Genomic DNA, 23,960 nt, shown 5'->3' with positions numbered 1-23,960 from the left:
TGCGCAATGGGCGGGGCCCGGGCCGCGAGGCGGCGGCCGCCCCCGTGGGATGCGGCCGCCGTGCCCCGGTCCGGCGCGGGCGTTCGGCTCCTCAGCGTAGGCGGCCGGTTCAGTCGGCGGGGGCCAGCTGCCAGAGCCGCACCGGCATGGAGCTGATGTGCCCGCGCTGCTCCTGGCGGCGGGCGGCCACCTCGCCGACGGCCCGGTAGAAGTCGGGGCGGCGGGCGGGTTCGACCAGCCGGCCGTAGTAGTCGCCGAAGGTCGCCGCGTGGAAGTGGGTGTAGCGCTCGGCGGAGTCGGCGGTGACCACGGCGTCCCGCTCGTCCACGGCGGCGACGGTGAAGTGGCGGGCCAGCAGGTGCCCGAGGTCGTCGGTGGTGCGGGTCCGGGTGCCGATCGGGACCACCCCGCCGGCCCGGAAGAGACCGGGTACGGTGCCGGGGCGCAGCCCCAGTTCGCCGAGCGCCGCGCGGACGATGTCGTCCTCGCCGCCGAAGCCGTGCTCGTCGCGGTCCGGGTGGTAGGTGGTCAGCAGGAACCGGCCCCGGGGAGCGAGGTGTTCGGCGACCCAGCTGAGGATCCGCTCCTCCACCGGGTAGAGCCAGTGCAGTACGGAGGTCATGGTGACCACGTCCGCGCGGTAGGGCAGCGGGGCGGGCCGGGTGAGGTCGGTGGGGCGCAGTTCGACCCGGGCGCCGTGCCGGGCGAGCCGTTCCTCGGCCTCGGCGATCCGGTGCGGGGAGCGTTCCAGGCCGACGGCGCGGGTGAGCGAGGGGAAGCGGTCCAGGGCGGTGTCGAGCAGCTGGCCGATGCCGCTGCCGAGGTCGAACAGGGTGGCCGGTGCGCCGGGTATCCGGTCCAGCACCCAGTCGCGGTCGTGCTCCTGGCGCAGCCGGCTGGCGTCGGCGTATCCGGCCAGCCGCCGGGCCTGGGTCTGGACGTCGGGTGCGGCGGTCATCGTGCTGCCTCCTCGTGCGGGGCGCCGCCGAGGAGGCCGGTGAGCCTGGCGCGGGCCTCGCTGTTGTCGTAGCGCTTGAAGACGTTGATGCGGTTGCGGGTCAGGTCGCCCCGGTGGACGTACTCGTAGAGGTCCTGGCGCTGCCCGAAGCCGTCGCCGGTCAGCTCCCAGGCGAGCCGGAACAGCCGGGACTTGTAGTCGGCGTCCACCCCTCGGCCGCGCATGTAGCGGTCCAGGTGCGGGCGGAGCCGGGGGTGGGCGAGATCCTTCTCGGTGGGCTGCATCAGCAGTCCGGAGGCGCCGATGCGGCGGACGATCCCCACCGCTTCCCCGGCCACCTCGGCGGACCAGACGCGGCTGGCGGCGGTGTCGCCGGGGGCGAGCAGCCCGCTGTCGGTGCGGCGGGCCCGGGCCTCGGCGGCGTCCAGGAAGTACTCGGCCATCTCCGCGTAGCCGGCTAGCCGGCCCAGGTCCTCCTGGACGTTGCGGAAGCCGTCCACGCCGATGGACTCGGCGACCAGGGTGGCGGTGGCCAGCAGGGTGCGCAGCCGTTCGCGGAAGCGGATGTGGCCGATGTACGCGCTCCAGGCGTTGATCCGGCCCAGTCCCTCGCGGGCCAGGTCGGCGTCGCGCAGCAGGAAGACCCGGTCCCAGGGGACGAGGACGTCGTCGAAGAAGAGCATGGCGTCCTGCTCGTCGAAGCGGGCGCCGAGCGGATGGCCGTGGCCCCAGGGTTCGCTGCCGAGCGGTTCGCGGCACAGGGTGATCAGCCCGGGGGCGTTGAGCGGCAGCGCGAACCAGACGACGAACTGCTCCCCGCGGCCCTGGGTGAAGGAGGCCGAGAGGTAGACCAGCACCTCGTGGGCGAGCGGGGCGAGGGTGGTGAGCTGCTTGGCGCCGCGCACCACGATGCCCCGGTCGTCCTCGGAGAGCACCCGCAGGGCGAGGTCGGGGTCGTCCACCGGGTCGGCGGAGCGGTCGACCTGCGGGTCGCCCAGGGCGTGCGAGAGGACCAGGTCGTTCTCGGCGACATGGCGGTACCAGGCCTCGGCGTTGGCCCCGAACTCGGGGCGGCCGGCAGCCAGTCGGTGCCGGAAGTCGTACACGCCGAGGGCGATGGAGGCCATGAAGGCGGGTGAGCGGCCGTGCTGGCCGAAGGACTGGGCGTGCCAGAACTCGGCGCTGCGCCGCTGGACCCTCAGCTCCTCCGGGGTGCGGGTGGGCTGGTGGGCGCGGGCGAGGCGGTGGCCGGTGGCCGGGTCCTTCCAGGTGAGCAGCTCCCGGTGCTCGGGGTCGTGCTGGAGGTCGAGTTGGCGGGCCAGTTCGCGGGCGGCCGGGGCGAAGGCGGGGTGGCGGGCCGGGTCGGTGACGCGGTCGCCGTCGAGGTAGAGCTCTCGGCCGTCGTCCAGCGAGGCCCGGTAGCGGTCACCGGTGAGCAGGGTCATGCGCGGGCTCCCGTAGCGGTGGTGGTCGGAACGGACAGGGGCGTGGGGGCGGCCGGGCGCAGGGTGCGGTAGCGGCCGGCGTGGTAGAGCAGCGGCTCTCCCCCGTCGCCGCCGGCCGCCGCGACCCGGCCCACCAGCAGCAGGTGGTCGCCGCCGCCGAGGACGCCGTCCAGCCGGCAGTCGAACCAGCCGGGGCAGTCGGCGAGGACCGGCGCGCCGGTGGCCAGTGGGGTGAGCGGTACGCCGGGGAAGCAGCCCCGCGCCCGCCCGGCCCCCCGGGCGGCGAACCGCCGGGCCAGCGGCTCCTGATGGGCGGCGAGCACACTCACCGCGTACCGCCCGGTGCGGCGCACCGCCTCCGCCAGGGGGCTGCGCCGGTCCACGGCGACGCTCACCAGCGGCGGGTCCAGGGAGAGCGTGACCAGCGAGGACACCGTCTTGGCGTACACCTCCTCGCCCTCCCCGGCGGTGAGCAGCGCGACCCCGGTGCTCCAGGCCCGGGCGGTGCGGCGGAAGAGGTCCGGGCCGGGGGCGCCGGGGAGGTGGCCGGGCGCGCCGGCGGCTGGGCTCATCGCAGGCCCACGCGGTAGGCGCGCAGCCACTCGTCGAGCTGGACCAGGTGGTCCAGGCCGCCGACCGGGTTGGGGGCGGTGCGCGGGCTGGGCAGCGGGCGGCCCTCGGCGAGGGCGCGGCGGACCGCGGTCCGGTCGACCAGGTCGAAGACGGGCGCGGCCGGGTCGGCGAGCAGGGCGTGGGCGCGCTCGGTGAGCACCTCGGTGTAGCGGACCGCCGGGGTGGAGGGGTAGCCGCTCTTGGGCCGGTCGGCCACCGAGGGCGGCAGCAGATCGCGTACCGCGTCCCGGAGCAGCCCCTTGGGCCGGCCGCCGGGCGCCTTCAGCGACCAGGGCACGTTCCACAGGTAGGAGACCAGCCGGGGGTCGCAGAACGGTACGCGGACCTCCAGGCCCACGGACATGCTGACCCGGTCCACCCGGTCCAGCAGCGGCGGCAGCCAGCGGGTCAGGGCCAGGTGGAAGATCTCACGGATGCGGCGGTCGTGCCCCGACTCGCCGTCCAGCCGGGGGGTTTCGGCGAGCGCGGTGGTGTAGGCGTCGGCCGCGTACTCCTCGGGCCGGACCCGCTCGGCGACGTCCGGGCGGAGCAGCGCGGCCGGGGTGGTGCGCCCGTGCAGCCAGGGGAAGGCGGGCGCGGCGAGCGCGGCGGGGTCGTGGAAGTACGGGTAGCCGCCGAAGAGTTCGTCGGCCGCCTCACCGGAGAGGGCGACCGTGGAGCGGCGCCGCACCTCGCGGAAGAGCAGGTGCAGGGAGGCGTCCATCTCGCCCCAGCCGGGCCGGTCGCGGGCGCGCAGCACGGCGTCGCGGGCCGGCAGCAGATCGTCGTCGGGCACGATGACGCTGGTGTGCAGGGTGCCGATGTGGTCGGCGGCGGCGCGGGCGAACGGGGCGTCATGGGCGGTGCGCCAGTCGTCCGGCGCGCGCTCCGAACTGCCGGGAAAGTCCACCGAGTACGTGGTCACCTTGCCCTGCCCGGCGCGCTGGCGGGCCCGCGCGGCGAGCGCGGTGACGGCGCTGGAGTCCACGCCGCCGGAGAGCAGGCTGCACAGCGGGACGTCGCTGACCAGCTGGCGTTCCACCGCCTCGGCGAGCAGGGTACGCACGGTCCGGCGGGTGGTGTCCTCGTCGTCGGTGTGCGGCCGGGACTCCAGGGTCCAGTGGCGCTCCTCGCGGAGCCCGGCCGCCGTGACCCGCAGCAGCCGGCCGGGGCGCACCTCGCGCAGCCCGTACAGCACTCCGTGCCCGGGGGTGGGGGCGGCGGGCAGCGCGAACAGCTCGGCGATCCCCTCGGCGTCCAGCTCGGCCCGGAACAGCGGGTTGGCGAGCAGCGCCTTGGGCTCGGAGCCGAACAGCAGACCGCCCGGGTAGGCGTGCCAGTACAGCGGCTTGATGCCCAGATGGTCGCGGACCAGGGTGAGTTCGCCCTGACGCTCGTCCCAGACGGCGTAGGCGAAGATCCCGTCGAACCGCCGGGGCGCCTCGCTCCCCCACTCCAGATGGGCGCGGAGCACCACCTCGGTGTCGGAGCGGGTGCGGAACCGGTGCCCGAGGGCGGTGAGTCGGCCGCGTAGCTCCTGGTGGTTGTAGAGCTCGCCGTTGTAGGCGAGCACGGCGGCGGCGCGGTCGGCGGCGGCGCGGTCGGTGCCGGGGTCCCCGCCGGTGAGCGGCTGGGCGCCGCCCTCCACGTCGATCACGGCGAGCCGCCGGTGGCCGAGGGCGGCCCGCCGGGAGAGCCAGACGCCGTCGGAGTCCGGGCCCCGGCAGGCCAGGGTGGCGGTCATCTCCCGTACCGTCGCGTGCTCCTGGCGCAGGTCGCGGGTGAAGTCGATCCAGCCGGTGATCCCGCACATCTCAGGCCTCCTCGGGGGTGTCGGCACCGGTACCGGGGTCGGCGGCCTCCCAGCGGCAGCCGTGCCCGGTGGGTCCGGCGATCAGCCGGTGCGCCGGGGTGTAGCCCTTGGCGCGGATGTTGGCCGACAGCGCCTCGGTGCAGTAGGTGCACGGGGAGGCGAGGGTGAGCCGGACCCCGGTACGGCGGGCCTGCTCGCGGTAGTCCCAGATGGCGCAGTGGGTGATGGTGACCGCGGCCCGGTCGGCGGCGGGCGGCTGCTCGTCGTCGAACTCGTACTCCGATCCGTACAGTTCGGCCTGGCGGGCGATCCGGTGCACGGTGTCGGCGGCGCCCCGGCCGTGGTCGGGTTCCACCTCGCGGTGCACCTCGGCGTTGGAGCGGGCCCAGTCGGCGAGGACGGCCTCGCCGTAGCGGTGGACCAGGAAGCGCTCCATCAGGGCCTGGCCGCGGAAGAAGATCCGCTGCCACGCTTCCGGTCCGGCGCCGTCCTCGGGGAGGTCGGCGAAGATCTCGGCCTGCAGGGCGAACCACTCGGTCAGCCGGACCTCGTCGCCCCGGGAGACCAGATAGCGGGTGAGCCCCGCCTCGGCCTCGTGCAGCCGCTGCCGCCACAGGGCGGACCGCTCGGTGGGCGGCATGGCCCGGTACGGGGATCTGGGCGGGGCGGAGGCGGCCGGGCCGCACCCGGTCGGCGGGGCCATCAGCAGGGCCGTGCGCGGGGGCCCGGCAAGGGGCCGCTGGGAGGGGTCGTGCCCATCGCTCATCGAAGCTCCTCGGGGCTCTGCTCCGCGGGGTGGTGGTGGGGAGGGGCCGGGGCGCGGTACGGGGGTGCCGCTCCGCGGCGGCTCCGGCTCCGGCTTCCGGTTCTCGCGTTCACGCTAGGGAGCGGGTGTACGGGCCCGGAACCTCCGTTCGGAGCCGTCCGGGGCGACGAACAGCGCCCCCGGATGCTCCGAAGGTCGCCCCCGCAGGTCAGCGGCGGGTCGCGGAGACGGCACGGGGCGGGCCCCGATGCTGGGGCCCGCCCTGCGGGACTGCGGATCTGTGGAACTGCGGAATTGCGGAGGATCTGCGGATCTGTGGATTCGCGGAGGGTGCGGCGGTCAGCCGGCCAGGCCGTGGCGGACGGCGTAGAGGGCGGCGCGGAGGCGGTCGGGCTGGCCGGTCTTGCGCATGGCCTGGGTGAGGTGCTTCTTCACGGTGGCCTCGGCGAGGGCGAGTTCGCGCCCGATCTCGGCGTTGCTGAGACCCCGGCCGAGCTGGGTGAGCACCTGCCGTTCGCGGTCGGTGAGCCCGGCCTGCTGGGGCTGCGGCTCGGTGGCCTCCCGGTCGAGTCCGGCGGCGGGCAGCCGGGCCGGCGGCGGCGCGGGGAGGAAGACGGTGCCGCCGGCCGCGGCGAGCGCCACCGCTCCGGCGATCTGGTCCTCGTCCAGGTCGAGCGGGAAGCAGCCGCCCGCGCCGGCCAGCAGCATCCGGGCCGCCTCGGCGGTGGACTCGGCGCGGCGCAGCAGCAGCACCCGGGCGCCCGGGGCGGCCCCCGGGGCGCGCAGCCGGGTCACGGCCGAGAGATCGGTGCCGAGGTCGGGGCCGGTGCCGAGCAGGATGACGTCCGGCCGGACCCGGCGGACCGCGCCGAGCGCGCCGTCCGGCTCGGTGGCGCTGCCCACCACGGCGAAGTCGGGGACGGCGGCGAGCAGGGAGCGCAGCCCGGCCCCGGCGACCCGCTGGCGGAGCACCAGGAAGACCCGGACCGGGTCGCTCTGCGGGGCGGCGGTCCGGCACACCGGGTGGTCGCAGGGGCAGGGGGCGGGCGCGGTCGGAGCCGGGGTCGCGGCGGCTCCCCAGGGCTCGCGCAGCAGATGGTGGCCGGCGACCAGGTCGAGCGGGTTGTCGATCTCGGTGTGCAGGGCGCGCACGGTGGCGGGCGCCGCGGTCCTGCGGATGACGGGCGGGCCGGGCTGGGGTCTCGCCCGGTCGGTGCCATGGCCCGGCAGTCCGGTCAGCGCTCCCATGGGGCGCCTCCGGCCGGGCGGAGGGTACGGCGGGTGTACGGCATGGTGCGTTTCCCCTCGGAGGAATGCGTGCCGCCGCCGCGCGCGCGGGCGGGCTGGGCGGCCAGGGTGGTGGAGGAGAGGGGGCGCTGCCCGGTGACGGCTGTTCCGGTCACCTCATCGGGTGACGGACGGTCACTCGGCGCCCGGCGCGCGGAGACACAGCTCGTCGAAGCACCTGCGGTGCCAGGAGCCGCCGATCCCGACCAGGGTGAAGTCGGTCCGCCGATATGCCATATGAGCAGCCTAATTTGAGCCATTGAGGGGGTCAAGACGGTCCTCCCCGTACGGGGAGGGGGTCCGGCGCTGCCCGGTGGCGCCGGTCCTATGACCCGGAGTATCAGCATCAACGCCTGACTGGCTGGACCGGGCCCCGGGACCGCACTCTTCGTCCCACGGCCCGCCGCACTCGTCGCCGGGCGGCCCGTGGCCGGTACGCACCGGGCGGGTGCCCTGCCGCGGCCCCGTCGCGGTCCGGCCGCCGCCCGGTGCCTCACCCGGTGGCCGCCCGCCCGGTCCCGGAGGCGCCGTCGGCCTCCGCCGCGCCGGGCGCCCGTCCCGGCCCCTGTGCGTATCGCCGCCACCCGGCCGCCCAACGCCCCCTCGCCCCCTCGCCCTCTCCGGAAGGACCGTGTATGTCCGCCGCCACCGCACCGCCGGTGCGCCGCCCCGCCGGCGCCCGGGTCAGCGCCCGGGCCCTCGGCGAGGGCGGCATCGGCCGGTTCCTGCTGCGCCGGCTCGGGCTCGCGGTGCCGACGCTGCTGGGCGTCACGGCGGTGGTGTACGCCACGGTGGCCCTGGTGCCGGGCGACCCGGTGAGCGTGTTCCTGGGGCCGGGGGCGCCCGCCGAGGCACGGGCGGCGCTGGCCGAACGGCTGGGCCTGGACGAGCCGTTGCCGGTGCGCTATCTGACCTGGCTGGGGCACGCGGCCACCGGCGACCTGGGGGTGTCGGTGGCCGGGCAGCGGCCGGTGACCGAGCTGCTGGCCCCGGCGCTGGGGCAGACCCTGCTGCTGACCGGGGCCGCGTTCGTCCTGGTGCTGGTCGCCGGGGTGCTGCTGGGCGCGGCGGGCGCGACCCGGCCGGAGAGCCCGCTCGGCCGGCTGTGCGGGGCGCTGTCCACGCTGTCGATCTCGGCGCCGCAGTATTCGGTGGCGCTGCTGCTCATCGCGGTGTTCGCGGTGAAGCTGCGCTGGTTCCCGGCGGGCGGCACCCACTCCGCGTTCGGCGCGGGCGGTCCGGGTGATCTGCTCTCCCATCTGGTGCTGCCCGCGGTGGCGGCCGCGCTGGTGCCGCTGGGGCTGACCGCCCGGGTGTTCCGGGCCGCGCTGGCCTCGGTGCTCGCCGGGGAGCTGGCGGACGCGCTGCGCGCCCGGGGCCTGGGCCGGCTCGCCGTGTGGCGGCACTGCGCGCACAACGCCTCGCCCGCGCTGCTGACCATCGCCGGGCTGCAACTGGCCTATCTGCTCGAAGGAGTCGTGTTCGTGGAGACCCTGTTCGCCTGGCCGGGACTGGGACGGCTGCTGTACGACGCGCTGGCCGCCCGGGACCTGCCGCTGGTGCAGGGCGGGGTGCTGGTGGTGGCGGTGGCCTTCGTCGGCATCAACATCCTGGTGGACACCGCGCACGCCTGGATCGACCCCCGGGTGCGGGGCTGAGATGGCCGTCCCTGTCCTCGATCCCCCGCTCGACCGCCCCGTTCCGGCCGTGACGCCCCGCCGCCGACCGGTCCGGTGGCCCGGCGCGGCGCTCGCGGTGCCGGCCGCGCTGGCGGTGCTGCTGCTGGTGGTGGCCACCGCGGCGCCGCTGCTCGCGCCCCACGGGGCGGCGGACGGCTCGCTGACCGGGCGGCTGCTGGGCCCGGGCGCCCCCGGCCACCCGCTGGGCACCGACGGCCAGGGGCGCGACCTGCTCAGCCGGCTGCTGCTGGGCGCCCGTCCGTCGCTGGTGGGCGGCCTGCTGCCGGTGCTGGCGGCCACCGTCCTCGGTACGGCGCTGGGCATCGCCGCCGGGCTGGGCGGCCGGGCCACCGAGCAGGCCCTGTTGCGCTCGCTGGACGTGCTGTACGCGTTCCCCGGCATCCTGCTGGCGATCGCGGTGGCCACCGTGCTGACGCCCGGGCTGACCGCCACCGTGCTGTCGCTGTCGGTGGTGCTGACCCCGGCGGTCACCCGGGTGGCGCACACCGAGGTGCGGCGGATCCGCGCCGCCGAGTATCTGGAGGCGGCCCGGGTGAGCGGCGCCGGGCGGGGCGCCGTCGCGGTGCGGCAGGTGCTGCCGGTGGTGGCGCCGGTGGTGCTCGCCTACGCCTCCTCGCTGGTGGGGCTGGCCGTGGTGTACGCGGCGGGGCTGTCGTTCCTCGGTCTGGGCGTCGCCCCGCCGGCCCCCGAATGGGGCGCGATGCTCGACGAGTTGCGGCCCGCGCTGCTGACCCGGCCGGAGCTGGCGGTGCTGCCCGCGCTGGCGATCCTCGCGGTCTCGGTGGTGTTCAACGCGCTCGGCGAGGCGCTGCGGCGGCGCGTCGGGGTACGGGAGGAGCTGCGATGAGCCTGCTGAGGATCAGCGGTCTGACGGTGGAGCACCAGGGGCCCGGCGGCACGGTCCGGGCGGTGGACGGGGTCTCGCTCGCGCTGCCGGCGGCCGGGACGCTGGTGCTGCTCGGGGAGTCCGGCAGCGGCAAGAGCACGGTGGCCCGCGCGGTGCTGGGGCTGGCCCGGCGCGCCACCCGGACCTCCGGTTCGGTCCTCTTCGAGGGTGCCGAGCTGGTGGGCGCCGGGGAGCGGGCGCTCGGCCGGATCCGGGGCCGCCGGATCGGCTACGTCGCCCAGGACCCCACCGCCTCGCTGGATCCGCTGCGTACGGTGGGCCGCCAGATCGCCGAGGTGCTGCGGCGCCATGGCGAGGCGGCCGGGCGGCGGGCGGCCCGGGCGGCGGTGCCCGCGCTGCTGGAGGCGGCCGGGGTGGCCGATCCGGAGCGGGTGGCGGCGAGCCTTCCGCACCAGCTCTCCGGCGGGCAGCGGCAACGGGCGGCCATCGCCCTCGCGGTGGCCTGCCGTCCCGCGCTGCTGGTCGCCGACGAGCCGACCACCGCGCTGGACGTCCTGCTGCGGGCCCGGGTGCTGGAGCTGTTCGCCCGGCTACGGGACACCCAGGGCACCGCCCTGCTGCTGGTCACCCACGACCTGGACGTGGCCCGCCGGGCGGGCGGCGAGGTGGCGGTACTCTCCGCCGGCCGCCTCACCACGACCGGCCCGGCGAGCCAGGTGCTGGGCGCGGCCCCGGAGTTTCCGCATGTGCCGACGAGCGGCCAGGGCGGCGGGGGCCCACGGGTCGAGGGACCGGGCGGCGGGGGGCCGGGAGGCGGGGGCCCGGGCGGCGGAGGCCCGCGTCACGAGGGCCCGGGCGCCGGGGGCCCGTACACCGCCACGTCCTCCTCCGCCGGGCGTGGAGCACATGACCCGTACGCCGAGGACCCGCCCGTCGCGAAGGAGGCGGCCCGATGAGCCCGAGCCCGAGCCGGGGCAAGCCGCTGCCGTACGAGGGCGGGGCACCCGCGCCCGTACGGAGTCGGGGCCCCGTACCCGGCGCCCCAGCGCCCGTACGGCATCGGAACGCCGCGCCCGACCCGCCCGGCGCCCCCGCGTCCGACCCGGTCGGCGCCCCCGTACCCGTACACGACGGGCTCCCCGGGCGCGTACCGCACCGGCCCTCCTCCCCCGTACCGCATCCCGCCCTCGTCCCCGTCCCCGTCCCCGTACCGGAGCATTCCGCCGGGCCCGGACCGCATCCGTCCGACAGCCCTGCGCTCCTCCACCTCAACCGGGTCACCAAGTCCTTCGGCGCCCATGGGCCCGCCGTGGACGGGGTGACGCTCGGGGTGGCGGCCGGGGAGACGGTGGGGCTGGTCGGCGAGTCCGGTTCGGGCAAGTCCACGCTGGCCCGGCTGGCGCTGGGGCTGCTGGCCCCGGACACCGGCACCGTCCGGTTCGCGAGCGCCGATCCGTACCGGCTGCGCGGCCGGGGCGGGCGGGCGGTGCGGGCGCGGCTCCAGTTCGTGCCGCAGCACCCCGGCGGCTCGCTCAATCCGGCGCTGCCGGCCGGCGAGGCGATCGCGTTCAGCCTGCGGGCGCACGGCGTGCCGCGAGCCGAACGACGGGACCGGGTGGCCGAGTTGCTGCACTCGGTCGGACTCGCCCCGGGGCTGGCCCGGCGGCGGCCGAGCGGGCTGTCCGGCGGGCAACTCCAGCGGGTGGCCATCGCCCGGGCCCTGGCCACCGGCCCCGCGCTGGTGGTCTGCGACGAGCCGACCTCCGCACTGGACCCGGACACCCGGGACCGGGTGCTGGACCTGCTGGTGGAGCTGCGCGAACGGACCGGCCTCGGCTATCTGTTCATCACCCATGACCTGGCCGTGGTGGCCAGGATCGCCGACCGGGTGGTGGTGCTGCGGCACGGCCGGGTGGTCGAGGAGGGGCCGTCGGCCCGGGTCTTCGACGCCCCCGCCCACCCGTACACCCGGGCCCTGCTGGCCGCCGCCTCCGGGCGGCCCCTTCCCGGCGACACCATCCCATCCCCGTAACACCCACGACCCCGATCGAGGAACCGCCATGACGCACCACCGCCGATCCCCCCGGCTCGCCGCGCTGCCGGCCGCCGCCGCCCTTCTGCTGACCGCCTCCGGCTGCGGCCCGTCCGGTACGGCGGCCTCGGACGGGGCGGCCAAGGGCGGCACCCTGGTCATCGGGGCCACCGGGAAGCTCCCCAACACCGACACCGTGATCGGCGGTGCCGGGTTCGAGGGCAAGCGCCTGGTCAGCTTCCAGATTTACGAGGGCCTGACCCGCTACGACCTCTCCGGAGGCGACGCGCCGCCGGAGATCACCGGGGCGCTGGCCACCTCCTGGAAGGTCGCCGAGGACCGCCGCACCTGGACCTTCGAGCTGCGGGACGGGGTGGAGTTCCAGGACGGGACCCCGTTCGACGCGGCGGCGGTGGTGTTCAACCTGGACCGCTACCTGAACGAGAAGAGCGCCTACTGGACCGAGGCGCTGGGGGCGGCCGCGGGCGAGTACGCGGGAGGCATCAAGAGCTACCGGGCGCTCGGCGGCGACCGGGTCGAGCTGGTCACCGCCGAGCCGAACGGCCACTTCCCCGAGGACCTGGCCCATGTGCTCATCGCCAGCCCGGACGCGATCAGGAAGACCGGGACCAAGGACTTCGCCCGCAAGCCGGTGGGCACCGGGCCGTTCTCCTTCGTCTCCCAGCGGGAGGGCCAGCGCGTCGAGCTGAAGGCCAACAAGGCCTACTGGCGCGGCGCGCCGAAGCTTCAGCGGCTGGTGGTGACCGCGCTGCCGGACGCCGCGGCCCGCACCGCGGCGCTGCGCTCGGGCGACGTCAACTGGATCGAGTACCCCAACCCCGACGACATCGCCTCGCTGCGCGCGGACGGGGCGACCATCGCCACCAACAGCTACGACCACCTCTGGTACTGGATCCTGGACACCACCAAGGGCCCCTGGAAGGACGCCCGGGTCCGGCGGGCCGCCAACTACGCGATCAACCGGGACGCCATCGCGAAGAACCTGCTGCACGGCACCGCCGACCCGGCCCACCAGGCCGCGCCCCGCGCGACCTTCGCCTACGACAAGGCCGGCGACACCTACGGCTACGACCCGGACAAGGCCCGCAGGCTGCTCGCCGAGGCCGGGCACGCCAAGGGGTTCAGCACCTCGGTGACCGTGCCGACCGGCGGCTCGGGCAATCTGCTGCCGGTGCCCATCGCCGAGGCGGTCCAGCGCGACCTGGCCGCGGTCGGCATCCGGGCCGAGATCCGGACCACCGACTGGACCACGCTGATCAGCGCCGAGGCCAAGGGCAAGGTGGCGCTCGGCTCGCAGGCCATCGCGCAGTCCACCACGCTCTTCCAGTCGGAGGCGCTGCTGCCGCTGTTCATCGGCACCGGCAGCCCGTTCTGGACCGGCGGCTACAGCAACAGGAAGGTGGACGCGCTGCTGGCCTCCGCCTCCGCCTCGCCCGACCGGGAGCGGCGCCGGGCCGACTACCGCGAGGCGCTGTCGCTGGTGACCGAGGACGCGCCCTGGCTGTTCGTGGTCAACGACCGCAACCCGCGCGCGCTGGCCCCGCAGGTCAAGGGGCTGGTGCAGCCGCAGTCCTGGTTCCTGGACCTCACCGGCGTCTCGGTCGGCTCCTGACCTCCGCCCCCTGGCCCCTCCTGGAAAGGACGCCGCCATGAGCGCGCCCCCGCACCACCTCGCCCATCCCGGACCGGCCGACCCGCCCAAGTGGGGGGTCACCCTGCCGCTGCCCGGACTCACCATCGACCGGCACCGCTTCATCGTGGACCGGCTGCCCGACCTCGGCTACACCGACGTGTGGAGCGCGGAGGGCGGCGGCACCGACGCCTTCACCCCGCTGGCCACCACCGCGGCCTGGTCGCCGACGCTGCGGATCGCCACCGGCATCGTGCCGGTGCACACCCGGGGGCCCGCGGTGCTCGCCCAGACCGCCGCCACCCTCGCCCAACTGGCCCCTGGGCGGCTGCTGCTGGGCATCGGGGCGTCGGTGCCGGCGCATGTCACCGACATCAACGGCATCCCGTTCGACGAGCCGTTCAAGCGGACCCGGGACGTGCTGCGCTTCCTCACCCGGGCGCTGCGCGGGGAGCATGTGGCGGGCGACTTCGACACCTTCTCCATCTCCGGCTACCGGCTGCCGCATCCGCCGAGCGAGCCGGTCAAGGTGATCCTCGGCGCGCTGCGGCCCGGGATGCTGCGGCTGGGGTTCACCGAGGGGGACGGGGCGATCAGCAATCTGCTCTTCCCGGAGGACGTGCCGAAGGTGCTGGACGCGGTCGGTCCGCAGCCGCCCGGCAAGGAGCTGGTGGTGAAGGTGTTCGTCTGCCCCACCGAGGACACCGGGTATGCCCACCGGGCCACCCGGCCGTTCCTCGCCTGGATCCTCAATCGGGAGCCGTACCGGAAGTTCCACGAGTGGCTGGGGCACGGGGAGTTGCTGCGCGAGTGCCATGAGCGGTGGGCGGACGGCGACCCGGAGGGGGCGCAGAAGGCGCTGCCGGACGAGGTGGTCGACGGGCTGTTCGTCAGCGGTTCCCCGGAGGAGTGCCGGGAGCGCATCCTGCGCTACCACCGGCCCGGGGTGACCACCATCCAGCTGTATGTCTCGCTGCCGCCCGAGGTGTTCGTCAGCCGGGCCCGGGTGCTGGACACCCTGGCCCGGCTGGGGCCCGCGGGCGCCTGAGGCCCGGTGGTGGCCACCGTGGAGCTGGACATACGCGGCGGGGTGCGGGCGGCGCCGGTCGCCGGGGACACCCCGGAGGAGCGCAGCGCGCTGCGGTTCGCCCCGGACCCGAGGGAGCGCGCCGCCGACCCCGGGTATGTGGCGCGCACCGCCCGGGAGAACGAGGAGGACGGCCTGGACAGCGCGCTGGTGACGCAGTCCAGCTCCTGGCCGGACCCCTGGCTGGTGGCCGCCTGGGCGCTGGCGGCCACCAGCCGGCTGCGGATCGCGGTGGCCCACCGGGCCGGGACGACCGCGCCGACCGCCGCCGCCCGGGCGCTGGCCACCCTGGACCGGCTCTCCGGGGGCCGGGCGGCCGCCCATGTCATCGTCGGGTCGAGCGACGCCGATGTACTGCGGGACGGCGATGTGCTCGGCAAGGCCGACCGCTACCGGCGCGCGGACGAGTACCTCTCGCTCTTCACCCGGACCCTGGCCGCCCGTGAACCCTTCGACCACGACGGGGAGTTCTACACGGTCCGGGACGCGTACTGCGGGCTGGTGCCCGAGCCGCGCGGGGAGCTGATCAGTTTCGGCGGCTCCTCGCCGGAGGGTCTGGAGCTGGCCGCGCGGTACGCCGAGGTGTACGCGGTGCCGGCGCTGCCGGTCCCGGCCACCCGGCGGCGGATCGCCGAGGTGCGGGCGGCCGCCGCCCGGCACGGCCGCCCGCTGCGGATCTGGCGCCATCTGACCCTGGTGCTGGGCAAGGACGACGAGGCCGCGCAGGAGCGGGCCCGGGTGCTGGGCCGGGAGGCGCTGCGGCTCACCGGGGCCGCGGACGGCGGCGGTGACCGGTTCACCGGTGCGGTGCAGCTGGACCGGGACCGGGAGCGGGGCCGCTCCGACCCGGCACACGGCCGCCGCCAGACCGAGGCCTATGTCCGCCGCTCGCTGGCCGCCGCGTTCGTCGGCTCCCCCGCGACGGTCGCCGACCGCATCGGGGTGCTGCGGGCCGCCGGGGTGGACGTGGTCCAGCTGGACATGGCGGTGGAGCGCGCCCAGGACCGCGAACTCCGGCGCGACCTGGTACGGCGCCTCCGCGACCCGTACCGGGCGGGCCGGCGCGGCGCCTGGTGAGGGCGGCTCGGGACGGCGGGAGCGGGTGGAGGTCGCCGAGGGACAGCCGCCCGAGCGAGGGCGGCCTCCGGGGCGGTGCCATGCGAACGAGGGCCCGGGTGGTGTCCGGACCGCTGCTCCCTCTCGCCGCCTCGTCCCGGGGGCTGACCGGGGCTCAGCCTGGTGCGCGGGTGGGGCGAAGTCGCCCCCGATTGGCTGCCGTTCGTCGGCGGCAGGCGCCTCGCCCCCTTCGCGGTGATCATCCCCGCCGTCCTCGGCGGCCTGGGCGCGACGGCGTTCTGGGCCCCTGTGCCGCTGAGCTGGTTCGGCGTGGGTGGCAGCGCCGCCTTCAGCAGCGGCGGCTGGGAGATACTGGCCCGCCTCTGCGTCTTCCCCGGGATGCTGTGGGGCCCGCTGGTGCTCGCGCTGACCTGCGCCTACTACCGGCGCCGCTGCCGCCCGGGAAAGCGGTACGCGGACGGAGAGGGCTCCCTGGCCGCGTAAGAGCCCGCCTCGATCCCGGCTCCCCCGCCGCGCCGGCCGGGTGCGCCCCCGGGGGTGCGTCCGCGCGCGGGGGTGTGCGACTGCCGCGGGGCAGGGCGGGCGGACCAGCCTGTGGTGCCCGCCGTCCGCACCGGCCCCTGACCACTGGAGCCCGCCATGCCCTCGTCCGCGTCCCCGGTCCGCGCCCGCACCGCCGCAGCCGCCCTGATCTGCCTGACCGCCGCGGCGGCGCTCACCACGGCCCCCACCGCGGCGGCCGCCCCCGCCACCGCGCAGGGGGTCACATCCGTACAGCTCCAGTGGGCCGACGCCCAGCCCGCCAACCCGCCGTTCAACAGCGGCACCCTGACCGTGGGCGGCGTGTACACCTGTACCGAGCCGACCGGCACCAGCGTGACCGTCACCTTCAACGCCCTGCAGATCCTGCCGATGGCCATACCCTCGGGCTCCGGCGTCCTGCCCTGCGGACCGGGTGTCGTGGACGCGCCCTGGCAGGTGACCAGCTACCCGAACCCGGACGTGCACTCGGGCTACACCTCCGTCTTCCTCACCTTCGACGGCCAGGACCAGCCGCCTCAGCAGTTCACGGCCTGAGCGGCCCGAGCCGCCTGAGCGGCCCGAAGCGGTGCGCCGGGGCCGCGGTACGGACCCCGGCGCATCCTCCCTTGCGGCGTCCCGGCCGGAACCGTATAACGTTGCAAGCCCGCTCCGAGCCCTTTCGCGGCCCTTCCCGCGGGCAGGTGCCGGGCCGGCCGCGCCCGGCCTTCGACCGGAGGGAACGCCGTGCGGGTCAGTCTCAAGGACGTCGCGCTCCGCGCGGGCGTGTCGATCAAGACCGTCTCCAACGTGGTGAACAACTACCAGCACGTCACCCCGGCGATGCGGGCCCGGGTGCAGCAGGCCATCGACGAGCTGGGCTACCGGCCCAACATGACCGCCCGCCATCTGCGCAAGGGCCGCACCGGGATCATCGCGCTGGCGCTGCCGGAGCTGGGCAACCCCTACTTCGCGGAGCTGGCGGCCGCGGTGATCGACGCGGCGGCCGAGCACGACTACATCGTGCTGCTGGACCACACCGGCGGCCGGCGCGAACAGGAGCTGCTGGTGAGCCAGGGCTTCCGGGCCCGGGTGATCGACGGGCTGATCCTCAGCCCGCTGGAGCTCCAGACCGAGGACCTGGAGGGCCGCACCGAGCCGGTGCCGCTGGTGCTGCTCGGCGAGCGCCACTACGACCTGCCGTACGACCACATCGCCATCGACAACGTGGCCGCGGCCCGCGCGGCGGTGCGCCATCTGCTGGACCTCGGCCGCCGGGAGGTGGCGTTCCTCGGCTCGCGCCCGCGCCGCAACCAGCCCGCCGAACTGCGGGTACGCGGCTGGCGCGAGGAGCTGGCCGCGGCCGGGCTGCCCGCCGACGAGGGGCTGGTGGGCGCGACCGACGGCTGGGGGCACGAGGACGGGGCCCGGGCGATGGCGCGGCTGCTGGACGCGGGGCGGCGGCCGGACGCGGTCTTCGCCTACAACGACCTGGTCGCCATCGGCGCGATGCGGGTGCTCTCCGAGCGAGGGCTGCGGGTCCCCGAGGACGTGGCGGTGGCCGGCTTCGACGACGTGGTGGAGGGCCGGTACGGCGCGGTGACGCTGACCTCCGTCTCCCCCGACAAGGCGGCCATCGCGCGGATGGCGGTGGAGTCGGTGCTGTCCCGGCTCGGCGGCGAGCCCCGGCCGGGCGGCCGTCCGGGGGGCGAACCGGGCGGCGAGCAGCAGCCCCCGCGCCGGCTCACCGCGGGTTTCTCGCTCATCGAGCGGGAGAGCACCCTCGGGCGGGCGAGCACGCCCGGGCGTTAGGGCACCCCTCCCGGGCGGCCGGCGCCCGACAGCGAACGCGTACGTGCCTCGTTCGTCTTACGGGACCCTCTTACATCGTTGTAACGTCGCGGCGTCCGGTCCGTCGCCGCCACCGCCGCTCCGAGGAGACCCATGTCCGCATCCGCCGTCCCACCCGCCGCGCCCGTACCCCAGCCGTCCCCCTCCCCCGTCGGGGCCACGGCCTTTGCCCCGGGGTGCGCCGTCCGGCGGGAGGACTTCGGCCGCACCCCGGACGGCGTGCCGGTCGAGCGCTTCGTGCTCACCTCCCCGAGCGGGGTGAGCGCCGCCGTGCTCAGCTACGGGGCGGTGCTCCAGTCGCTGCGGGTGCCGGGCCCGGGCGGAGGCGGTGCGGCCGAGGTGGTGCTCGGGCTGCCGGACGTCCCGGCGTACGCGGGGCAGGGCGACTACCTGGGCGCGGTGGTGGGCCGGTACGCCAACCGCATCCGGGGCGGGGCGTTCACCCTGGACGGGACGGTGCACCGGATACCGGTCAACGACCGGGGCAACGCGCTGCACGGCGGCCCGGAGGGCTTCGACCGGCGGGTGTGGGCGGCGGAGCCGGTGCGGCGGCCGGACGGGGCGGCGGCCGTGCGGCTGAGCCTGGTCAGTCCGGACGGCGACCAGGGCTTCCCGGGCGCGCTGTCGGTGGCGGTGGAGTACCGGCTGGACCGGGACGGCACCCTGGCCGTCGACTACCGGGCGACCACCGACCGGCCCACCGTGGCGGCGCTGACCCAGCACGCCTACTTCAACCTCTCCGGCCGGCCGGGGAGCCGGGTGCTGGACCATCTGCTCACCGTGGACGCGGACGGCTACCTCCCGGTGGACGACGGCGGGGTGCCGCTGGCCGGGCCGCCGGTGCCGGTCGCGGGGACGCCGTTCGACTTCACCGCGCCGCACCCCATCGGGGAGCGGATCGCCGCGGCCGACCCCCAGCTGAGCACGGCGGGCGGCTACGACCACTGCTGGGCGCTGCGCGGCCGGGCGGCCGGGCGGGGGCAGGTGCTGCGGCGGGCGGCGCGGCTGGAGGACCCGGGCAGCGGGCGGGTGATGGAGGTGTGGACCGGGGAGCCGGGGCTCCAGGTGTACAGCGGCAACCAGTTGGCCGGGGGCGGCCCCCACGGCCGTCACGCGGGGGTGTGCCTGGAGACGCAGGCGTTCCCCGACGCGCCGAACCGCCCGGACTACCCCTCCGCCGTGCTGCGGCCGGGCGAGGTGCTGCGCAGCCGCACCGAGCTCGACTTCCCGCATCTGGCGCCGCGTACGGGGCCGTGACGGCGGGACGTCCGCGCGATCAGCTGTCGCACAGGGGGTTTACAGCGGTCTTCCAACGATGTAAAAACCTCCTGCGGATGACGTCCTGAGCGGCACTCCGGCCCGGCCCCGAGTGGGCCCGGGCCCGGCGCTCTCCCCCGCCGCCTCACCTGTCCCATGCCTGCCGTCGCGCCACCGGATCGGGGTCAGCCATGAACTTCACCTCCCACCGCCGCCACCCGCTCGCCCGACCGGCGGCCGCCGCCTCACTGGCGCTGGCGGTGGCGCTCACCGCCGCCGGCTGCGCCAAGTCCGAGGACGACGCGGACGGTGCGGCCAAGCCGTCGGCCACCGGCGCCGACGCCGACGCCGGCCAGAAGGTGGCCGCCCCCAAGCCCGGCGGCAAGGGCTGCACCCTGGCGGCGTACGGCGGGGACACGCTGGACCTGAAGGGCGCGACGGTCGGCTTCTCGCAGTCCGAGAAGGAGGCCAACCCGTTCCGTATCGCCGAGACGCGGTCCATCAAGGACGAGGCGGCCAAACGGGGCGTCAAGCTGCTGACGGCCAACGCCCAGTCGCAGTTCTCCAAGCAGATCAGCGATGTCCAGGACCTGCTGGCCAAGGGCGCCGACGTGCTGGTCATCGCGCCGCTCAACTCCGACGGCTGGGAGCCGGTGCTGCGCGCGGCGGCGGCGCGTAAGGTGCCGATCGTCACCATCGACCGGCAGATCAACGCCGACCCCTGCAAGGACTATGTCAGCTTCATCGCCTCGGACTTCGTGGAGCAGGGCAAGCGCGCGGCGGACCAGATGATCGAGGCGACCGGCGGCAAGGGCAAGGTGGCCATCCTGCTCGGCGCGGCCGGGAACAACGTCACCACCGAGCGGACCAAGGGCTTCAAGGACCGGATCGCCGAGAAGGCCCCCGAGCTGGAGATCGTCTTCGAGCAGACCGGCGACTTCGCCCGGGAGAAGGGCCAGCAGGTCACCGAGCAGCTGATCCAGTCGCAGCCGGGCATCAACGGCGTCTACGCCGAGAACGACGAGATGGGCCTCGGCGCGGTGGGCGCGCTCAAGGGCGCCGGCAAGAAGCCCGGCGACGTCAAGATCATCACCATCGACGGCACCCGCAACGCGGTCCAGGGCGTGGTGGACGGCTGGATCCAGGGCGTGATCGAGTCCAACCCGCGCTTCGGCCCGCTCGCCTTCCGGACCCTGGACGCCTTCACCCGGGGCGAGGAGGTGCCCCAGGAGATCGTCATCGAGGACGGGGCCTATGACGCGGACAACGCCGAGCAGGACCTCGGCCGGGCGTACTGAACGCCCCGCCGCGGACCCCTCACCCCCTCTCCCACCTCGCCCCCTGGAGGCATCCGGTGGCCGCTCCCCCCGCCCGTGAACCCTGCCCGGCACCCTCCGCCGGGGACACCCCGCCCGCCGAGGTCCTCGCCCTGCGCGGGCTGACCAGGACCTTCCCCGGGGTGCGCGCCCTGGACGGGGTCTCGCTCTCCCTGCGCGCGGGCGAGGTGCGGGCGCTGGTCGGCGAGAACGGCGCCGGCAAGTCCACCCTGATCAAGGTGCTCACCGGCGTGTACCGGCCGGACGCGGGGAGCATCGAGCTGCACGGCGAGCCGGTCCGCTTCGGCACCCCGCTGGAGGCGCAGCACGCCGGGATCTCCACCATCTACCAGGAGGTCAACCTCATCCCGCTGATGAGCGTGGCCCGCAACCTCTTCCTGGGCCGCGAACCGCGTAACCGCCTCGGTCTGATCGACTTCGGCCGGATGCACCGGGAGGCGGCCGGGACGCTGAGCGGCTACGGGGTGCGGGCGGACGTCCGCCGTCCGCTGCGCAGCCTGGGGGTGGGCGCCCAGCAGATGGTGGCGCTGGCCCGCGCGGTGTCGGTGGACGCCCGGGTGGTCGTGATGGACGAGCCCACCTCCTCCCTCGAACCCCGCGAGGTGGAGACCCTGTTCGGGGTGGTCCGGGGGTTGCGCGAGCGGGGTATCGCGGTGGTCTACGTCAGCCACCGGCTGGACGAGCTCTACGAGTTGTGCGACACCGTCACCGTGCTGCGCGACGGCCGGCTGGTGCACGACGGGCCGCTGGCCGGGCTGGACCGGCTGTCACTGGTGGCCGCCATGCTCGGCCGGGAGCTGGGCGAGGTGCGGCGCAAGGGCACCACCGAGTTCAGCGGCTCCCACCAGGCGGCCGAGGGCGAACCGGTGCTGAAGGCCGAGGATTTGACGGTGCCGCACAAGCTGCACGGGGTGTCGCTGTCGATCCGGCCGGGTGAGGTGGTCGGCCTCGGCGGGCTGCTGGGCTCGGGCCGCACCGAGACCGCGAAGGCGGTGGCGGGCGCGCTGGCGCCGGGCTCGGGCACGGTGGCGGTGGCCGGCGTCCCGCTGCGTACCGGCTCCACACCGGCCGCCATCCGGGCCGGGATCAGCCTGCTGCCGGAGGACCGCAAGAGCGAGGGGATCGTGCCGGGCCTGTCGGTGCGCGAGAACATCGCACTGGCCGCGCTGCCCCGGCTGTCCCGGCTGGGACTGGTCTCCGAGGCGCGGATCGACTCCGTGGTGGAGACGTTCATGCGGCGGCTGCGGATCAAGGCCTCCGACCCGCACCAGAAGGTCGGCGAACTCTCCGGCGGCAACCAGCAGAAGGTGCTGCTGGCCCGCTGGCTGGCGATGAACCCCAAGGTGCTGCTGCTCGACGAGCCGACCCGGGGCATCGACGTCGGTGCCAAGGCCGAGGTGCAGAAGCTGGTCGACGAATTGGCCGAGGACGGTCTCGGCGTCCTGCTCATCTCCTCCGACCTGGAGGAGCTCATCGAGGGGTCCGACCGGGTGGTCGTGCTCAAGGACGGTGCGGTGGTCGGGGAGTTGACCGGTGACGAGGTCACGGAGGACCTGCTGATGCGCACCATCGCGGGCGGCGCCGAACCGGCGTTGCCGGGCGGCACCGCCCCCGGCGGGGAGGTGGCGGGCCGATGACCGGGATCGCGGTGCGCCCGGCGGCCCCGGACCGGGCCCGGATCGGGCACTGGCTCCAGCGGTACGGGGTCTACGCCGGGGTGGGGCTGCTGCTGGTGGTGAACACCGCCCTCACCCCGCACTTCCTCTCGGTGGAGAACTTCCGCACCCAGGCGGTGCAGGTGGCCCCGGTGCTGATCGTGGCGCTCGGCATGGCGCTGGCCATCGGCACCGAGGGGGTGGACCTGTCGGTGGGCGCGGTGATGGCGCTGTCCGCCTCGGTCACCGCCCTCTACCTGGGCTACGGCCTGCCCGGCGCCCTGCTGGTGGTGGCGCTGTTCGCGGCCGCCGTCGGACTGGCCAACGGGGCGCTGGTGGCGCTGGTCGGGGTGCAGCCGATCGTGGCCACGCTGGCGCTGATGGTCGGCGGCCGGGGCCTGGCGCAGGTGCTGCTGCCGCAGCTGGAGGACATCCGCAACCCGGCGATGGCCTCGCTGGGTTCGGGCGATCTGCTGGGTGTGCCGTATCTGATCCTGATCGCCGCGGGGCTGGTGCTGCTGGTGGCGTTCGCGGTGCGGCGCACCACCTTCGGCCGGCAGCTGCTGGCGATCGGCGACAACCGGACGGCCGCCCAGCTGGCCGGACTGCCGGTGAAGCGGGTGCTGATGGTGGTGTACGTGTGCTCCGCGCTGCTCGCCGCGGTGGCGGGGGTGCTGGCCACGGCCCGGCTCCAGGCCAGCGACCCGACCTCGCTGGGCAATCTGATGGAGCTGTCGGCGATCACCGCGGTGGTGGTCGGCGGCACCCCGCTCAGCGGCGGCCAGGTGCGGATCGCCGGCACGGTGGCGGGCGCGGTGCTGATCCAGCTGCTCACCGCCACACTCATCAAGCACGATCTGCCGCCCTCGTGGACGCAGATGGCCCAGGCGGCGGTGATCGTGCTCGCGGTCTACGCGGCACGCGGACGGGGAAGGCGATGACGACCATCCACGGCACATCGAAGGGGGCGCCGCCCCCGGCGCCCGAGGAGCTGCTCGGGGACGCCCCGGGCGGGGCGGCCGCGGAGGCGCGGGCGCCCGGCACCGGGCGGGGCGAGCGGCTGAGCGCGCTGGCCCAGCAGCACGGTGCGCTGGCCGTGCTGGTGGTGCTCACCGCGGCGGCGTCCCTCGGCTTCGACTCCTTCGCCACCGGCGACAACTTCTCCAACATGGCGGTCTCCTCGGCGTTCCTGGCGATCGTGGCGCTGGGGATGACCTTCGTGATCATCACCGGGGGCATCGATCTGTCGGTGGGTTCGCTGTTCGCGCTCGGCGGGGTGCTGGCCGCCTGGGGCTCCCGGTACGGGACGGTGGTGGCGCTGCTGTTGCCGCTGGCCGTCTGCGGCACGATCGGGCTGGTGAACGGGTTGCTGATCGCCCGCGCCCGGCTGGCGCCGTTCATCGTCACCCTGGCCGCGATGCTGGCGGCCCGCGGACTGCTGCTGACCCTCACCGACGAGGGCGCCGAGACCTATCTGGTCGCCGAGGGCTCGTTCCTGGCGGAGCTGGGCCAGGGCAGCACCCTGGGCGTGGCCCACCCGGTGTGGATCACGGTGGCGCTGTTCGCGGCCGGGGCGGTGGTGCTGCGCCGCACCCGGTTCGGGCAGCGGGTGTACGCGATCGGCGGCAACGAGGACGCGGCGGCGTTGATGGGCGCCCCGGTGGCCCGTACCAAGATCACGGTGTACGCGGTGTCCGGACTGCTCGCGGGGCTGGCCGGGGCGCTCAACGCGGCCTGGCTCGCCTCCGGGGTGACGATCCTGGGCGCCGGCATGGAGCTGGAGGCCATCGCGGCGGTCGTCATCGGGGGCACCCTGCTCACCGGCGGGCTGGGCTTCGTCAGCGGCTCCCTGGTCGGGGTGCTGCTGCTGAAGGTGATCCAGAACGTCATCAACCAGATCGGTTCACTGGACTCGGCGTACCAGCAGGTCGTCAGCGGGGCGTTCCTGGCGGTCGTGGTGGTGGCGCAGACCTGGCTGGGCCGCCGGCGCCGAGTGCTCTAGCCCCGTCCCTCTTTTCTTCGGAGCCCACCGGCCGCCGCCGGTCGGCGAGACCCACGGGGACGGT

General features: G+C 75.5%; 21 protein-coding genes. 15 read left to right on the top strand and 6 right to left on the bottom strand.

Annotated elements, in window-relative coordinates; genetic code table 11:
* Positions 1-109: 109 nt before the first annotated feature.
* The 6 genes from M1O15_RS09450 to M1O15_RS09425 all read right to left on the bottom strand — a co-directional run bounded on the left by M1O15_RS09450 (position 110) and on the right by M1O15_RS09425 (position 6,842).
* Entirely contained in the window at positions 110-958 is an 849-nt protein-coding gene (locus M1O15_RS09450; RefSeq protein ID WP_248632849.1) for a class I SAM-dependent methyltransferase, read from the bottom strand.
* On the bottom strand, positions 955-2,403 hold the full coding sequence (locus M1O15_RS09445; RefSeq protein WP_248632848.1) for a 4-hydroxyphenylacetate 3-hydroxylase family protein: 1,449 nt from the start codon (positions 2,401-2,403) through the stop codon (positions 955-957). The genes M1O15_RS09450 and M1O15_RS09445 overlap by 4 nt, the downstream gene beginning before the upstream one ends.
* Positions 2,400-2,975 (bottom strand): flavin reductase family protein, encoded by a 576-nt coding sequence (locus M1O15_RS09440; protein WP_248632847.1) that lies wholly within the window; start codon positions 2,973-2,975, stop codon positions 2,400-2,402. Before M1O15_RS09440 ends, M1O15_RS09445 begins: the two co-directional genes overlap by 4 nt.
* A complete protein-coding gene (gene asnB, locus M1O15_RS09435; RefSeq protein ID WP_248632846.1) occupies positions 2,972-4,828 on the bottom strand; it encodes an asparagine synthase (glutamine-hydrolyzing) in 1,857 nt (618 codons plus the stop codon). The genes M1O15_RS09440 and asnB overlap by 4 nt, the downstream gene beginning before the upstream one ends.
* Position 4,829: 1 nt before the next feature.
* On the bottom strand, positions 4,830-5,594 hold the full coding sequence (locus M1O15_RS09430; protein WP_248632845.1) for a hypothetical protein: 765 nt from the start codon (positions 5,592-5,594) through the stop codon (positions 4,830-4,832).
* Between the two features lie 339 nt (positions 5,595-5,933).
* The gene (locus tag M1O15_RS09425) at positions 5,934-6,842 is read right to left on the bottom strand and encodes a response regulator transcription factor (protein WP_248632844.1); all 909 of its coding nucleotides are present in this window, start codon (positions 6,840-6,842) and stop codon (positions 5,934-5,936) included.
* 674 nt (positions 6,843-7,516) lie between these two features.
* Between M1O15_RS09425 and M1O15_RS09420 the strand changes: the two genes are divergently transcribed.
* The 15 genes from M1O15_RS09420 to M1O15_RS09350 all read left to right on the top strand — a co-directional run bounded on the left by M1O15_RS09420 (position 7,517) and on the right by M1O15_RS09350 (position 23,896).
* Positions 7,517-8,539: an ABC transporter permease gene (locus M1O15_RS09420; protein ID WP_248632843.1), complete on the top strand. Its 1,023-nt coding sequence runs from the start codon at positions 7,517-7,519 to the stop codon at positions 8,537-8,539.
* 1 nt (position 8,540) lies between these two features.
* Positions 8,541-9,428, top strand: coding sequence for an ABC transporter permease (locus tag M1O15_RS09415; protein ID WP_248632842.1), 888 nt, complete (start codon positions 8,541-8,543; stop codon positions 9,426-9,428).
* On the top strand, positions 9,425-10,384 hold the full coding sequence (locus M1O15_RS09410) for an ABC transporter ATP-binding protein (protein WP_248632841.1): 960 nt from the start codon (positions 9,425-9,427) through the stop codon (positions 10,382-10,384). The genes M1O15_RS09415 and M1O15_RS09410 overlap by 4 nt, the downstream gene beginning before the upstream one ends.
* Complete coding sequence (locus M1O15_RS09405) at positions 10,381-11,460, top strand: ABC transporter ATP-binding protein (RefSeq protein ID WP_248632840.1); 1,080 nt, start codon at positions 10,381-10,383, stop codon at positions 11,458-11,460. Before M1O15_RS09410 ends, M1O15_RS09405 begins: the two co-directional genes overlap by 4 nt.
* A 28-nt stretch (positions 11,461-11,488) precedes the next feature.
* Positions 11,489-13,093, top strand: a complete 1,605-nt coding sequence (locus tag M1O15_RS09400; protein ID WP_248632839.1) for an ABC transporter substrate-binding protein — start codon at positions 11,489-11,491, stop codon at positions 13,091-13,093.
* Between the two features lie 37 nt (positions 13,094-13,130).
* Positions 13,131-14,159 carry an LLM class F420-dependent oxidoreductase gene (locus tag M1O15_RS09395; protein ID WP_248632838.1) on the top strand — a complete coding sequence of 343 codons (1,029 nt, stop codon included), beginning with the start codon at positions 13,131-13,133 and terminating at the stop codon, positions 14,157-14,159.
* Between the two features lie 18 nt (positions 14,160-14,177).
* Positions 14,178-15,275, top strand: a complete 1,098-nt coding sequence (locus M1O15_RS09390; RefSeq protein WP_248632837.1) for an LLM class flavin-dependent oxidoreductase — start codon at positions 14,178-14,180, stop codon at positions 15,273-15,275.
* 162 nt (positions 15,276-15,437) lie between these two features.
* Positions 15,438-15,758: a hypothetical protein gene (locus tag M1O15_RS09385; RefSeq protein ID WP_248632836.1), complete on the top strand. Its 321-nt coding sequence runs from the start codon at positions 15,438-15,440 to the stop codon at positions 15,756-15,758.
* Between the two features lie 156 nt (positions 15,759-15,914).
* On the top strand, positions 15,915-16,352 hold the full coding sequence (locus M1O15_RS09380; protein ID WP_248632835.1) for a hypothetical protein: 438 nt from the start codon (positions 15,915-15,917) through the stop codon (positions 16,350-16,352).
* 189 nt (positions 16,353-16,541) lie between these two features.
* On the top strand, positions 16,542-17,606 hold the full coding sequence (locus tag M1O15_RS09375) for a LacI family DNA-binding transcriptional regulator (RefSeq protein ID WP_248632834.1): 1,065 nt from the start codon (positions 16,542-16,544) through the stop codon (positions 17,604-17,606).
* A 132-nt stretch (positions 17,607-17,738) separates the two neighbouring features.
* Positions 17,739-18,902, top strand: a complete 1,164-nt coding sequence (locus tag M1O15_RS09370; RefSeq protein ID WP_248632833.1) for an aldose epimerase family protein — start codon at positions 17,739-17,741, stop codon at positions 18,900-18,902.
* Positions 18,903-19,093: 191 nt separating this feature from the next.
* A complete protein-coding gene (locus M1O15_RS09365; protein WP_248632832.1) occupies positions 19,094-20,200 on the top strand; it encodes an ABC transporter substrate-binding protein in 1,107 nt (368 codons plus the stop codon).
* A 56-nt stretch (positions 20,201-20,256) separates the two neighbouring features.
* Positions 20,257-21,876, top strand: coding sequence for a sugar ABC transporter ATP-binding protein (locus tag M1O15_RS09360; RefSeq protein ID WP_248632831.1), 1,620 nt, complete (start codon positions 20,257-20,259; stop codon positions 21,874-21,876).
* Positions 21,873-22,835 (top strand): ABC transporter permease, encoded by a 963-nt coding sequence (locus M1O15_RS09355; protein ID WP_248632830.1) that lies wholly within the window; start codon positions 21,873-21,875, stop codon positions 22,833-22,835. Before M1O15_RS09360 ends, M1O15_RS09355 begins: the two co-directional genes overlap by 4 nt.
* Positions 22,832-23,896, top strand: a complete 1,065-nt coding sequence (locus M1O15_RS09350; protein ID WP_248632829.1) for an ABC transporter permease — start codon at positions 22,832-22,834, stop codon at positions 23,894-23,896. The genes M1O15_RS09355 and M1O15_RS09350 overlap by 4 nt, the downstream gene beginning before the upstream one ends.
* The last annotated feature ends 64 nt before the right edge of the window (positions 23,897-23,960 follow it).

Origin of the sequence: Streptomyces lichenis, assembly GCF_023218175.1 — a bacterium.
In the GTDB taxonomy this organism is placed as follows: Bacteria; Actinomycetota; Actinomycetes; order Streptomycetales; family Streptomycetaceae; genus Streptomyces; species Streptomyces lichenis.
The sequence above is the reverse complement of the archived record's forward strand: the minus strand, read 5'-3'. Positions and strand labels throughout refer to the sequence as shown.

Coding starts and splice junctions, on each gene's coding strand:
- M1O15_RS09415 (WP_248632842.1), top strand. CDS start 8,541: ATGGCCGTCCCTGTCCTCGATCCCCCGCTCGACCGCCCCGTTCCGGCC.
- M1O15_RS09380 (WP_248632835.1), top strand. CDS start 15,915: ATGCCCTCGTCCGCGTCCCCGGTCCGCGCCCGCACCGCCGCAGCCGCC.
- M1O15_RS09440 (WP_248632847.1), bottom strand. CDS start 2,975: ATGAGCCCAGCCGCCGGCGCGCCCGGCCACCTCCCCGGCGCCCCCGGC.
- M1O15_RS09405 (WP_248632840.1), top strand. CDS start 10,381: ATGAGCCCGAGCCCGAGCCGGGGCAAGCCGCTGCCGTACGAGGGCGGG.
- M1O15_RS09445 (WP_248632848.1), bottom strand. CDS start 2,403: ATGACCCTGCTCACCGGTGACCGCTACCGGGCCTCGCTGGACGACGGC.
- M1O15_RS09400 (WP_248632839.1), top strand. CDS start 11,489: ATGACGCACCACCGCCGATCCCCCCGGCTCGCCGCGCTGCCGGCCGCC.
- M1O15_RS09410 (WP_248632841.1), top strand. CDS start 9,425: ATGAGCCTGCTGAGGATCAGCGGTCTGACGGTGGAGCACCAGGGGCCC.
- M1O15_RS09395 (WP_248632838.1), top strand. CDS start 13,131: ATGAGCGCGCCCCCGCACCACCTCGCCCATCCCGGACCGGCCGACCCG.
- M1O15_RS09450 (WP_248632849.1), bottom strand. CDS start 958: ATGACCGCCGCACCCGACGTCCAGACCCAGGCCCGGCGGCTGGCCGGA.
- M1O15_RS09425 (WP_248632844.1), bottom strand. CDS start 6,842: ATGGGAGCGCTGACCGGACTGCCGGGCCATGGCACCGACCGGGCGAGA.
- asnB (WP_248632846.1), bottom strand. CDS start 4,828: ATGTGCGGGATCACCGGCTGGATCGACTTCACCCGCGACCTGCGCCAG.
- M1O15_RS09430 (WP_248632845.1), bottom strand. CDS start 5,594: ATGAGCGATGGGCACGACCCCTCCCAGCGGCCCCTTGCCGGGCCCCCG.
- M1O15_RS09370 (WP_248632833.1), top strand. CDS start 17,739: ATGTCCGCATCCGCCGTCCCACCCGCCGCGCCCGTACCCCAGCCGTCC.
- M1O15_RS09420 (WP_248632843.1), top strand. CDS start 7,517: ATGTCCGCCGCCACCGCACCGCCGGTGCGCCGCCCCGCCGGCGCCCGG.
- M1O15_RS09365 (WP_248632832.1), top strand. CDS start 19,094: ATGAACTTCACCTCCCACCGCCGCCACCCGCTCGCCCGACCGGCGGCC.
- M1O15_RS09350 (WP_248632829.1), top strand. CDS start 22,832: ATGACGACCATCCACGGCACATCGAAGGGGGCGCCGCCCCCGGCGCCC.
- M1O15_RS09355 (WP_248632830.1), top strand. CDS start 21,873: ATGACCGGGATCGCGGTGCGCCCGGCGGCCCCGGACCGGGCCCGGATC.